This is a genomic window from Kribbella sp. NPDC058693, from assembly GCF_042715335.1.
Taxonomy (GTDB): Bacteria; Actinomycetota; Actinomycetes; order Propionibacteriales; family Kribbellaceae; genus Kribbella; species Kribbella jiaozuonensis.
The window spans coordinates 733059-745396 of the sequence record NZ_JBHXSQ010000002.1; the positions used below are offsets into that span (position 1 = coordinate 733059).

Sequence of the window (12338 nt, forward strand, 5' to 3'; positions counted from 1 at the left end):
CGGCCATCGACGACGTGTGAGGAGCGGTAGTTGCCGGCCCTGCAAGCGGTGCTGTGGGACATGGACGGGACGTTGGTCGACTCCGAGAAGGTCTGGGCGGAGGTGCAGCTGGAGCTGCTCGCCGAGCTCGGCGCGACCTGGACGATCGAGGACTGCATGTCGCTGATCGGCAGCGACCTGCGCGACGCCGTCCAGGTCTGGATGGCGCGCATCCCGGCCGGTGTGATCACCGCCGAGGAGCTGGCCGACCGGATGTTCTCCGAGGTGATCGAGGCGCTCCGCAAGGACGTCACGTTCCAGCCCGGAGCGCTCGAGCTGCTGCAGGCGTTGCGCAAGGAAGACGTGCCGTGCGCGCTGGTCTCGGCGTCGTACCGGCAGATGATCGACGCCGTACTCCTGCACCTGCCGCCGGACCCGTTCGACGTGATCGTCGCCGGCGACGAGGTGACGCTGGGCAAGCCGAACCCGGAGCCGTACCTGACCGCCGCGGCCAAGCTCGGCGTCGACCCGGCCAACTGCGTGGTGATCGAGGACTCGATGACCGGCACCCAGGCCGGTACGGCGGCCGGCGCGTACGTCGTCGCCGTACCGCAGTGGATCACGATCCCCGAAGCGTCCCGCCGGCTGGTGGTCAAGTCGCTCGAACCGCTCACCCCGGAGTCCCTGCGCGCTCTGCTCCATTGACCGGCTACCGTCACTTGGTGCCCTCGGGGGCGTTGTTCGGGTAATGGCTGGGGAGAGTGAGACGGTGAGCAAGTGGGTGCGCCGCATGTCGGCGGCCGTGGCAGTGGGCGCCCTGGGGGTGTCCCTGGCTGCCTGCGGTCAGCCGGACGACAATGCGCCGCACCCGGGGGAGTCGTCGCCGAAGCTGATGCTGCTGAAGGTGGCGACCACCGACCCGATCTCGTCGCTCGACCCGGCCGGGCCGTACGACGTCGGCTCGCGTACCGTCCAGGCGAACCTGTACCAGACGCTGCTGACGATCCTGCCCGACAAGCCGACGCCGGTGCCGGACGCGGCGGATTGTCAGTTCGACTCGCCGACGACGTACACGTGCAGCCTGAAAGAGCACCTGACCTTCCCGAACGGGCACGAGTTGACCTCGTCGGACGTGAAGTTCAGCTTCGACCGGATGATCCGGCTGAAGACGCCCGGGGGAGCGGCGCACCTGTTCTCGTCGGTGAAGTCCGTGAGTACTCCGGACGACCTGACCGCGGTGTTCAACCTGACCACTCCCGATGCCCGCCTGCCGTACCTGCTGACGATGACCGCTGCGTCGATCGTCGACGAGCAGTCGTACCCGGCGAACCAGCTGCTCGACACGAAGGCGATCGGCAGCGGGCCGTACCAGCTGGCGGCGTACAAGCCGGGTGCTGAGGTCACGCTCGCCAAGTTCGCGGCGTACAAGGGTCCGCGGGCGGCGCAGAACGACGGCGTGACGATCAGCGTGATGAAGGACTCGACCGCGCTCTACCAGGCCGTCACGAACGGCAAGGCGGACGTGGCGTACCACGGGTTCGGTCCGAGTCTGCTGGACAAGTTGCGCAAGTCCGACCAGGTGCAGGTGGTCGAGGCCAACTCCGCCGAGATCCGGTTCTTCGCCTTCCAGATGAAGTCGCTGCTGGCCCGCAAGCCGGCGATCCGGCAAGCGGTCGCCCAGCTGATCGACCGCCCGTCGATCGCGAAGAAGGCGTACGGCGACCACGTGTCGCCGCTGTACTCCGTCGTACCGCCCGGGTTCGGCGGTCAGACCGACGCGTTCAAGACCGAGTACAAGCAGCCGAACAAGACGGCGGCCGCGGCGATCCTCAAGGCCGCGAACATCGCCGCGCCGGTCCCGCTGACGGTCGGCTGGACGCCGACGCAGTTCGGCACCGGCGCGAAGGCCGAAGTACTCGAGCTCAAGCGTCAGCTGGAGGCGTCGGGGTTGTTCCGGGTGACGCTGCGGAGCGCGGAGTGGCCGCAGTTCCAGCAGGCGGCGAAGGCCGGGGCGTACGACCTGTACCAGTTCGGATGGATCCCGGAGTACCCGGACGCCGACGACTACCTCGCGCCGTTCGTCACCGACGTACCGTTCCAGAACGGGTACCGCTCGGCCGCGGCCACGAAGCTGCTGCAGCAGCAACGGACCGAGCAGAACGGGCTGAAGCGCGACGAACTGATCGGTCAGCTACAGACCGTGATCGCGCGAGAGGTGCCGGTGATCCCGAGCTGGCGGGGCCGGGTCGCCGTGGTGGCCCGCAACGACCTCGAGAACGTCCAGCCGGCCATCGACCCGCTGTCGTTCCTCTACCTGTCCGGATTACGGCGCTGAAAACCGCCGAATACCGCCCTGATCACGGCACTGACACAAAAATGCCATGGCAGTAACGGTTGGCGAGGTCCCGGCGACCGAGGGTGCGACACCGTGGTTTACTGCGGAACGTCCACGATACGGGACGATTTCCTGACGATCACGATCGGGCAACGCAGCACTTTCCGCGTTTGACTCCGCGCTGTAATGGCGGCAGGTTAAGGCCGCAGCCATACGGGATTTCGTTCCTGTTCAAACCGAACCAGGCAGGGGTACCCATCGCGTGAGCGCGCCACTCGAGGTCGAGCCCGGAGCATCGTCGGCCCAGCCGGACGCCATCCTCGAGGGCGTCGGCAAGATCGAGGGCCGGTCGCTCTGGCAGATCTCCTGGATGCGGCTGAAGCGCGACAAGATCGCGATCGCCGGCGGCATCTTCGTGGTCTTCCTGATGCTGGTCGCGATCTTCGCGCCGCTGCTGTGCAAGCTGGTCGGGGTCACCCCGAACGACTTCCACCAGGACCTCGTCGACGCCTCCCTGCAGACCCCGATCGGCAAGCTCGGCGGGATCAGCTGGGACCACCCGTTCGGGGTCGAGCCGGTGAACGGCCGCGACATCTTCGCCCGGATCGTCTACGGCGCCCGGATCTCGCTGCTGATCGCGTTCCTGGCGACCCTGCTGTCAGTGGTCATCGGTGTCGTGATGGGCATCATCGCCGGGTACTTCGGCGGCTGGGTCGACACGCTGATCAGCCGCTTGATGGACATCTTCCTGGCCTTCCCGCTGGTGCTGTTCGCGCTGGCGCTGGTCGGCGCCATCCCGGACTCGGTCCTCGGGCTGACGGGTGATCCGCTGCGGGTCGCGCTGATCGTCTTCATCATCGGCTTCTTCAGCTGGCCCTACATCGGCCGGATCATCCGCGGGCAGACGCTGTCGCTGCGGGAGCGGGAGTTCGTCGACGCGGCCCGCAGCCTCGGCGCGCGCCGCCCGTACATCCTGTTCACCGAACTGCTGCCGAACCTGATCGCCCCGATCCTGGTCTACGCCACGCTGCTGATCCCGACCAACGTCCTCTTCGAGGCCGGCCTGTCGTACCTGGGTGTGGGTGTCCGCCCGCCGACGGCCAGCTGGGGCGACATGCTCTCGATCGCCGCGAAGTGGTACCAGGTCGACCCGATGTACATGGTTCCGCCCGGCCTGTCGATCTTCATCACGGTGCTGGCCTTCAACCTGTTCGGCGACGGACTGCGTGACGCGTTGGACCCGCGGTCGCGATAGGACTTCTCTCCAACCAGGGAGCCTGGGCTCTCACGAAAAAAGGGGTGCAACAAGAGATGAGATGGAATCGCATCACGACGGCGACCGCCGTCAGTGCGGCCGTCGCCTTGAGCCTGGTGGCTTGTGGGGGACCCAAGGCCACGCCCGGAGGGTCCGGGAGCGCTGGGGCCTCGGCCAAGCCGGAGTTCAACGCGGCCGTCGGCAAGGTGTACAACCCGAGCGACAAGAAGGGTGGCACGCTGCGGATGGCGATCACCCAGAACTGGGACTCGACCGACCCGGGTGACACCTACTACGGCCTGTCCTGGAACCTGGTTCGCAACTATGTCCGGCCGCTGATGACGTTCGCGGCGAAGCCGGGCGCCGAGGGTGCCAAGCCGGTGCCCGACCTCGCCGAGGCCGCGGGCGTGCCGAGCGACGGCGCGAAGACCTGGACCTACAAGATCCGCAAGGGCGTGAAGTTCGAGGACGGCACCGAGGTCACCTCGGCCGACGTCAAGTACGCCGTCGCCCGGTCGCTGGACAAGACCACGCTGCCGAACGGCCCGACGTACTTCAACGACTTCCTGCTGGACATCCCCAAGGGCTACAGCGTCTACAAGGACCCGAGCCTGTCCGGGGTGGCGAAGGCGATCACGACGCCCGACCCGAACACGATCGTGTTCCACCTGAACAAGCCGTTCTCGAGCTTCGACTACTTCGCGCAGCTGCCGTCGACGGCCCCGGTGCCGAAGGCGAAGGACACCGGTGCGAAGTACAAGGAGCACCCGGTCTCGACCGGCCCGTACAAGTTCGAGAGCTACAACGCGAACACCGGCCTGAGCCTGATCCGCAACGACCAGTACGACGCGTCGACCGACCCCGACTCGGGCCGTAAGGCGCTGCCGGACAAGATCACCGTCGCGTTCAACGTCGAGGGCACCGACATCGACAACCGGCTGCTGGCCGGCGACCTCGACGTCGACATCGCCGGTACCGGCGTGCAGCCGGAGACCCAGGCGAAGATCCTGGCCGACCCGAACCTGAAGGCGCACGCCGACAACGTGCCGGCGCCGCGGCTGAACTTCACCGTTCTGAACAGCCAGGTCGCTCCGCTGGACAACGTGAACTGCCGCAAGGCCGTTCTGTACGCCGCCGACCACGAGGGCTACCAGCGTGCGTACGGTGGTCCGATCGGTGGCGACATCGCGACGAACCTGATGCCGCCGGGCGTCACCGGGTCCGAGAAGTTCGACGACTACGGCTTCGAGACCGACAAGAACGGCAACGTCGACAAGGCCAAGCAGGCCCTGCAGGCGTGTGGCCAGCCGAACGGCTTCGCGATGAACATCGCGTACCGCGCCGACCGGGCCAAGGAGAAGGCGGTCGCCGAGACGCTGCAGCAGTCGCTGAAGCGGGTCGGCATCAACCTGACCACCAAGCCGTACCCGACCGGTGACTACACCAAGCTGTACGCCGGCAAGCCGGACTTCGCGAAGGCGAACAAGCTCGGCCTGATCGTCTACAGCTGGGGCGCGGACTGGAACGACGGCTTCGGCTTCCTGAGCCAGATCGTCGACAGCCGGGTCATCCGGGACACCGGTGGTAACACCAACCTGGGTATCCGCATCCCCGAGGTCGACAAGCTGATCGACCAGGCGATGTCCACCACCGACGAGACCGCCCGTAACAAGTTGTGGGTCGACGTCGACAAGAAGGTCATGGAGCAGGCGGCGGCGCTGCCGGGCATTTGGGCCAAGGGCCTGCTGTACCGCCCGGACACGGTGTCCAACGTCTTCACCAACGACGGTCAGAACATGTACGACTACGCCGCGATCGGGGTCGCGCAGAAGTAGTTGCTCTGACCAACCATCATTTCGCCAGCAGAGGTAGGTGAAGGCTGATGGTGGCCGGTGATCAGCGATGATCACCGGCCACCACGCCGCGCACGGTGCTCGCATATCTGATCCGCCGGGTGATCGGGGCAGTGGTCCTGCTCTTCATCGTCACGGCCGTCACGTTCTCGATCTTCTTCCTGGTTCCGAAGCTCGGCGGCGCGACCGCCGACGACCTGGCCTCGCGTTACGTCGGCAAGAGCGTCGGCAAGGAGCAGATCCACGAGACCGCGGTGCGGCTCGGCTTCACCGATCCGCTCTACGTGCAGTACGGCCGGTTCGTCAAAGGCCTGGTCGTCGGGTCTGACTACAACTACGGTCCGGCCACCGAGCACTGCCCGGCGCCGTGCTTCGGCTACTCGTTCCTGACCCAGACACCGGTCTGGCCGGACCTGGTCGCGCGAATACCGGTCACCGCCTCGCTGGCGGGTGGTGCGGCGTTCATCTGGCTGATCACCGGGGTCGGCACCGGCATCATCTCGGCACTGAGACGTGGGTCGGTCCTGGACCGATCACTGATGACGGTGGCGCTCGCCGGTGTGTCACTGCCGATCTTCTTCACCGGCCTGCTGTCGCTGTCGATCTTCAGTTACGGCCTCGGCTGGACCGTCCAGGGCGGTACCAACCCGATGGACGAGACCAATCCACTGTGGTGGGCGTACGACCTGATCCTCCCGTGGGTCACGCTCGCGTTCCTGTACGCCGCGGCGTACGCGCGACTCACCCGGGCCGGCATGCTCGAGACGATGAACGAGGACTTCGTCCGGACCGCCCGGGCCAAGGGCCTGACCGAGCGGGACGTGGTGATCAAGCACGGCCTGCGGTCCGCGCTGACGCCGATCCTGACGATCTTCGGTCTGGACCTGGGCCTGTTGCTCGGCGGCGCGATCCTGACCGAGACCACGTTCTCGCTCCCCGGCCTCGGCCAGTACGCCGTCATCGCTCTGCAGGCCAACGACCTGCCGAAGGTGCTCGGCGTGACACTGATCGCGGCGTTCTTCATCGTGGTCGCGAACCTGGTCGTTGACCTCCTGTACGCCGTAGTCGACCCGAGGGTGCGGATCTCGTGACCGAGCCGAACGAAGCGGTACAAGACGCGGTACAAGACTCGGTCCAGCGGGTGGAGCGCGGCGAGGCGTTCCTCGACGTACGCGACCTCAAGGTGCACTTCCCGACCGACGACGGTTTGGTCAAGTCGGTGGACGGGATCTCGTTCAAGCTGGAGCGCGGCAAGACCCTCGGCATCGTGGGGGAGTCCGGCTCCGGCAAGAGCGTGACGAGCCTGTCGATCATGGGCCTGCACCCGCCGGGTGTGGCCAGGATCAGCGGTCAGATCTTCCTGGACGGACAGGACCTGGTCTCGGCCAGCCGCGAAGAGGTCCGGTTGCTGCGCGGCAAGCGGATGGCGATGATCTTCCAGGACCCGCTGTCGGCGATGCACCCCTTCTACACGGTCGGCCACCAGATCGTCGAGGCCTACCGGGTGCACAACCAGGTCAGCAAGCAGGTCGCGCGGAAGCACGCGATCGAGATGCTCGACCGGGTCGGCATCCCGCAGCCCGACCGGCGCGTCGACGCGTACCCGCACCAGTTCTCCGGCGGTATGCGGCAGCGCGCGATGATCGCGATGGCGCTGTCGTGCGACCCGGACCTGCTGATCGCCGACGAGCCGACGACGGCCCTCGACGTCACCGTGCAGGCGCAGATCCTGGACCTGATCCGGGACCTGCAGCGCGAGTTCAACTCGGCCGTCATCATCATCACCCACGACCTCGGCGTGGTCGCGGAGCTGGCCGACGACATCCAGGTGATGTACGCCGGTCGCGCGGCCGAGTACGGCACGGCCGAGGAGATCTTCGACGAGCCGCAGCACCCGTACACCTGGGGTCTGCTCGGCTCGATGCCGCGGATCGACCGGGAGCGCAGCGAGCGGCTGATCCCGATCAAGGGCACGCCGCCGAGCCTGATCAACGTCCCGACGGGCTGTGCGTTCAACCCGCGCTGCAACTACGCGCACCTGAACGGCGGCGCCAGCGAGACCGACCGGCCGGAGCTGCTCGACACCGGCAACGGCCACATGGTCGCCTGCCACCTCTCCCCGCAGAACCGCCAGCAGGCGTGGGAGACCGACATCAAGCCGAAGCTGTGAACGGGACGACTGTGACCACTACTGACGCCGAATCCACTCCAGCCGTACCGAAGATCGGCGAGGAGATCCTCTCGGTCACCAGCCTCGTCAAGCACTTCCCGATCCGCAAGGGCGTCCTGCAGCGCCAGGTCGGGGCGGTCCAGGCGGTCGACGGTCTGACCTTCAGCGTGACCCGCGGCGAGACGTTGTCGCTGGTGGGCGAGTCCGGCTGTGGCAAGACCACCACCGGCCGGCTGCTGACCCGGCTGCTCGAGCCGACGTCCGGCGAGATCATCTTCGAGGGCCGCGACATCAGCCACCTGCGCGAGGGGCAGATGCGCCCGCTGCGCCGCGACGTCCAGATGATCTTCCAGGACCCGTACGGTTCGCTGAACCCGCGGCACACGGTCGGCAAGATCGTCGGCGCGCCGTTCAAGCTGCAGAATGTGAAGACCGAGCACGGCGTGAAGAAGGCCGTGCAGGAGCTGCTCGAGCTGGTCGGTCTGAGCCCGGAGCACTACAACCGGTACCCGCACGAGTTCTCCGGCGGTCAGCGCCAGCGCATCGGCATCGCCCGGACGCTCGCGCTGCGGCCGAAGCTGATCGTCGCGGACGAGCCGGTGTCGGCGCTGGACGTGTCGATCCAGGCCCAGGTGGTGAACCTGCTCGAGGACCTGCAGGAAGAGTTCGATCTGACGTACGTGATGATCGCGCACGACCTGTCCGTCGTACGGCATGTGTCGGACCGGGTCGCGGTCATGTACCTCGGCAAGATCGTCGAGCTCGCCGACCGGGTCGACCTGTACGAGAAGCCGATGCACCCGTACACGGTCGCGCTGCTCTCGGCGGTCCCGGTGCCGGACACCAAGCGGAAGGCCAAGCAGGAGCGGATCCGGCTGCAGGGCGACGTACCTTCGCCGATCAATCCGCCGCCGGCCTGCCGGTTCCACACCCGCTGCTGGAAGGCCCAGGACATCTGCAAGTCCGTCGAGCCGCCGCTGGTCGAGCTGGCCCCCGGCCACCAGACCGCGTGCCACTTCCCGGAGAACCAGCCCACGGACAAGCCTGCCGCGCAGGTCGATCAGTAGACGTCGTAGATCGACGCACCGGTCGGCATCGCGAACGGCAGAATCCGCGGTGCCGTCGTGCTGAAGGTGTACGTCGAGAACTCCGGCGCCACGACTGTGTGCGCGCCGGTCTCGGCGTTGATCGTGAGCAGGTCCACCACATCCGAGCGCACTCCGGCGGCGGTGAAGGTCGTGTTGTCGAGCCACTGACCGAACAGGAACTTCGCATACGTGCCGGGCAACCGGCCGACGGTCCGGGTGGTCACACCGAACAGTTGGAGGTCGGACCAGACGGGCTGATCGCCCATCCGGGCGTCGGCGGGCTGGCTCACGAGGTATTTCGCGTCGGGTGACAGGAACGCCTGCTGGCCGGTGAAGGTGGTCCTGGTTCCACTGGTGAGGGTCGGGCCGACCCTCAGCGTGTGGCCCATGACCGGTTGCACGAGCGGTTGCTGGTAGACGAGTTGGCCCGCAGTCACGGTCCGGACCGCGTTCGGGGCTACGTTGGCGATCAAGTCGCCCGTGTTGGTCCCGAGGTTCCAGCGGTAGAGGCCTTTGAGCGTACCGAAGTACGCGGTGTCGCCGTCGAGCGCGACGATCGTCGGGCTGAACGCGAGGCTGACGTTGGGCGGGATCGCGTTGCCGATCGGGGTCCGCACGAGCTCGCGCTTCTCGGCGACGTCGTACACCACCGACTCGGCGTGGTCGTTGAAACCTTCGACCCAGGCGACCAGGTTGCCGCGGTGGTCCGCCGTCAGGCTCCACGCGCCCTTGCCGGTCGCGCGGTCGGCGATGTGGATGTTGTTGCCTTCGTCAAGGAAGACGAAGCCGGCGTCGGTCTGGACGAAGGCGTTGATCCGGGTGGACTGCGTGGTGATCACGTCGGCGCCGTAGTGGATCTTGTTGCCGACCGCAAATGTTGCCGCCCGGCGCTCGACGTACGGAGCCGGCCGGACCGGTTGGGGGCGCCGGGAGCGGATCAGGGTTGCGCCGCCGACGGCAACCGCCGCGGTGGCGACGGCGCCGCCGAGAACGGTCAGGGCGCGGCGGCGGGAGATCTGACGATTGCCTGCCGCAACAATGCCGTCCAGGTCCAGCGGCGGTGGTTCGAGGTTGTCGGCGCGCTCGGTGAGGGTGTCTCGGAGTAGGTTCGTCATTCCGTCATTCCTGCCTTCAACACCACGTCGGACCGGAGTTTCTTCAGTGCATCGGAAACCTGGCTCTTGACGGTCCCGACGCTGCAGCCGAGCACCTCGGCGGTCTGGGTCTCGGTGAGGTCCTCGTAGTACCGCAGTACCAGCGCCGCTCGTTGCCGGGGCGGGAGCTTCTGTATTTCGTGCCACAGCCAGACGCGGGCGGTCACGTCATCGGGGTCGGTCGGCCGGTCAGGTACGTCGTCGTTGGGGAGCTCGGCCCGCCAGGACTTACGGCGCCACCAGCCGATCGCGGTCGTGGTGATGACGCGGCGGGTGTAGGCCTCGGCGTTGTTCGGGTCGCGGAGGCGGTGCCAGCCGACGTACGTCTTGACCAGGGCCTCCTGGACGAGATCCTCGGCCAGGCCGCGGTCTCCGGCCAGCAGGTAGGCGTACCGATAGAGCGCGCCGTGCCGGCTGGTCGCGAAGTCGGCGAAGCTCATCTGGTTCCCCTCGGGTCGATCTACCCTCCCTGACGTGGGGACGCCGTCAAAGGGTTGGGTGTTGCGGCGAGGAGGGTTCGGGCGATCAGGGTGTGACCGGCCGCGTTCGGATGGTCGCCGTCGGAGGCGAGCAGGCTGGTGATGTCGGTGCTGTCCTCGAACGGGGTGTAGATGTCGACGTACGTCGCGTCGTCCGCCTGGGCCGCGGCGGCGATCGCGGCGTTGGTACGGACGGTGAGCTGGTCGCTGGCGATCCGGCCGCTCGGGGTGTACTGGCGTTTTGCGACGTCGCCGTCCTTGAAGACGTTCCAGTACCCGGTCATCAGGATCGTGGTCGGCAGGTTGGCGCGCAGTACGTGGATCCGGTCGAGGATCTTGCCGAGGTTGCCCTGGAGCTGCTCGAACTCGTCGGACACGCAGTCGCCCGTGCACTGGCCGCTCGTGACATCGTCATGGTGGTCGCCGAAGTCGTTCGCCCCGATCGTGATCAGTACGACGTTCGCCGCGGCGGTGGCCTGCTCGGCGGGGGAGTTGTGCTGGTTGAGCAGCTGCAGCAGTCCGTTCGAGTCGAGGCCGGCGACGCCAAGGTTGTTGACGAGGACGGGTACGTCGGAACGGTCGTGGAGCAGGTCGCCGTACATCTGGGGGAACGCGGCGCAGTTGCAGTTGTGGCCGGACGTGACCGAGTCGCCGAGCGCGACGACCCGGACCTGACCGGCAGCCTGCGGCTGCCGCCGGAGGACCTCGCTGATCGTGTCGGCGCTGCTGATCGCGGTGACGATCAGGAGAACGACCAGACCGATCGCGAGTCGTCGGAGTGTCTGGATCACGCCGGTTTCGTGTGCCTCGTTTCGTGATGCGGGCCCGCCGGGAGCGCGAGTTGGTTCGCGAGCCAAGGATAGGCCGTCGCGAACGCCGGAGCGGCGAACTGCCACACGTGCGTGCCGGGCGAGATCTCGACCCGGGACCAGATACCGACCTTCGCCGCGGCGGTGGACAGCTCTTCCGACTCGTGCTGGTGCCGCAGCTCCTCGGTGCTGGTCAGGAAGAGGCCGTTGACGTTCGTGTACTTGCCATGGGCACGCATCACGAGCAGCGCCTCGTTGGCCTTCTCGAGCGCCACGTTGCCGCCGTACAGGTCGTGCAGGCTGGCGGCCGGCGTGCTGGTGTACGGCGCGAGGTCGCCGGAGATGTCGATGAAGTGGTCGAAGACGTCCGGGTGCTCGACGACGAGGTCGAGGGAGCACGTGCCGCCCATCGAGAACCCGGCGACGGCCCACTGCCGCGGGTCGTGCGAGGCGCCGAACATCTTCTCGACGAAATGCGGGATGTCCTGGTCGAGGTGGTCGGCCGAGTTGCCGCGCGGCCCGTTCACGCATTCGGTGTCGTTGTCGAACCGCGAGGTCGCGTCCGCGAAGACCAGGATCGGGGCGTATCCGTGGTGCCGGTGCGCGTAAGCGTCAGACACCTGTACGGCGTTCCCGAGCCGCACCCAGTCACCCGGCCCGCCCCGCTCACCGCCGATCAGCTCGACGACGGGCAGCGCCGGGCGGTGCTCACCGTGGAACCAGATCGGCGGCAGGTAAACCAGCTCCTGCCGGTGCTTGAAATGGCTGTACGTCGCGGGGATGTTCACCGCGACCAACCGCCCCGCCGGCGGCAGCTTCGTCGTACCAGCCGTGTGGGCGAGGCCTGACATCGACACCTGCCCCGGCAGCGGCGTGTCGGTCCAGTCGTTCACCGCCGAGTCGATCGTCGGGTAATACCCGACGAACCGGTTGATCTGGTTCGCACACACCAAGCCCGCGAGCGCCACTGCAACCACCGCCGTACCCCGCCGCCACCACCCCGCAGTCCGCCACCCGACCGCGAGCACGATCACCCCTGCCAGCCCCACCCCGAACCACAACCACACCGAGAACGGCAACGGATCCGTCACCCCCGCCAACTTGGCCCCCGGGTACGCCGCCACCAGCGTCAGCAACCCCGCCCCAACCCCCACCAACGGCACCACGCGCCCCCGCCACCGCCGATCCCGCCACCCCACAGCCGCCACCAACACCC

General features: G+C 67.3%; 11 protein-coding genes. 7 read left to right on the plus strand and 4 right to left on the minus strand.

Annotated features, from left to right (window positions below; translation table 11 throughout):
- Positions 1 to 30 precede the first annotated feature (30 nt).
- The 7 genes from ACFWUU_RS13125 to ACFWUU_RS13155 all read left to right on the plus strand — a co-directional run bounded on the left by ACFWUU_RS13125 (position 31) and on the right by ACFWUU_RS13155 (position 8659).
- The gene (locus ACFWUU_RS13125) at positions 31 to 684 is read left to right on the plus strand and encodes an HAD family phosphatase (protein WP_233714957.1); all 654 of its coding nucleotides are present in this window, start codon (positions 31 to 33) and stop codon (positions 682 to 684) included.
- A gap of 64 nt (positions 685 to 748) precedes the next feature.
- The gene (locus ACFWUU_RS13130) at positions 749 to 2314 is read left to right on the plus strand and encodes an ABC transporter substrate-binding protein (protein WP_380175394.1); all 1566 of its coding nucleotides are present in this window, start codon (positions 749 to 751) and stop codon (positions 2312 to 2314) included.
- A gap of 262 nt (positions 2315 to 2576) precedes the next feature.
- Positions 2577 to 3569, plus strand: a complete 993-nt coding sequence (locus ACFWUU_RS13135) for an ABC transporter permease (protein ID WP_137256892.1) — start codon at positions 2577 to 2579, stop codon at positions 3567 to 3569.
- A 56-nt stretch (positions 3570 to 3625) separates the two neighbouring features.
- A complete protein-coding gene (locus ACFWUU_RS13140; protein WP_137256891.1) occupies positions 3626 to 5404 on the plus strand; it encodes an ABC transporter substrate-binding protein in 1779 nt (592 codons plus the stop codon).
- 95 nt (positions 5405 to 5499) lie between these two features.
- Complete coding sequence (locus ACFWUU_RS13145) at positions 5500 to 6513, plus strand: ABC transporter permease (RefSeq protein ID WP_137256890.1); 1014 nt, start codon at positions 5500 to 5502, stop codon at positions 6511 to 6513.
- Positions 6514 to 6563: 50 nt separating this feature from the next.
- Positions 6564 to 7592 (plus strand): ABC transporter ATP-binding protein, encoded by a 1029-nt coding sequence (locus tag ACFWUU_RS13150; RefSeq protein ID WP_380176847.1) that lies wholly within the window; start codon positions 6564 to 6566, stop codon positions 7590 to 7592.
- Between the two features lie 11 nt (positions 7593 to 7603).
- The gene (locus tag ACFWUU_RS13155) at positions 7604 to 8659 is read left to right on the plus strand and encodes an ABC transporter ATP-binding protein (RefSeq protein WP_137256888.1); all 1056 of its coding nucleotides are present in this window, start codon (positions 7604 to 7606) and stop codon (positions 8657 to 8659) included.
- On the opposite strand, the gene ACFWUU_RS13160 is transcribed toward ACFWUU_RS13155, so the two are convergent.
- From ACFWUU_RS13160 to ACFWUU_RS13175, 4 genes are read right to left on the minus strand one after another with little or no spacing between them, the layout of a single operon-like run.
- On the minus strand, positions 8653 to 9795 hold the full coding sequence (locus ACFWUU_RS13160) for a hypothetical protein (protein ID WP_380175396.1): 1143 nt from the start codon (positions 9793 to 9795) through the stop codon (positions 8653 to 8655). The two genes, ACFWUU_RS13155 and ACFWUU_RS13160, sit on opposite strands and share 7 nt — an antisense overlap.
- On the minus strand, positions 9792 to 10274 hold the full coding sequence (locus ACFWUU_RS13165) for a SigE family RNA polymerase sigma factor (RefSeq protein WP_137256886.1): 483 nt from the start codon (positions 10272 to 10274) through the stop codon (positions 9792 to 9794). Before ACFWUU_RS13165 ends, ACFWUU_RS13160 begins: the two co-directional genes overlap by 4 nt.
- Positions 10275 to 10294: 20 nt before the next feature.
- Positions 10295 to 11104, minus strand: a complete 810-nt coding sequence (locus tag ACFWUU_RS13170; protein WP_380175398.1) for an SGNH/GDSL hydrolase family protein — start codon at positions 11102 to 11104, stop codon at positions 10295 to 10297.
- Positions 11101 to 12276 carry an alpha/beta hydrolase gene (locus ACFWUU_RS13175; protein WP_380175400.1) on the minus strand — a complete coding sequence of 392 codons (1176 nt, stop codon included), beginning with the start codon at positions 12274 to 12276 and terminating at the stop codon, positions 11101 to 11103. Before ACFWUU_RS13175 ends, ACFWUU_RS13170 begins: the two co-directional genes overlap by 4 nt.
- Between the last annotated feature and the right edge of the window lie 62 nt (positions 12277 to 12338).

What these genes read in the sequence shown, in the direction of transcription:
- ACFWUU_RS13140 (WP_137256891.1), top strand. Translation starts at nt 3,626, where the DNA reads ATGAGATGGAATCGCATCACGACGGCGACCGCCGTCAGTGCGGCCGTC.
- ACFWUU_RS13160 (WP_380175396.1), bottom strand. Translation starts at nt 9,795, where the DNA reads ATGACGAACCTACTCCGAGACACCCTCACCGAGCGCGCCGACAACCTC.
- ACFWUU_RS13165 (WP_137256886.1), bottom strand. Translation starts at nt 10,274, where the DNA reads ATGAGCTTCGCCGACTTCGCGACCAGCCGGCACGGCGCGCTCTATCGG.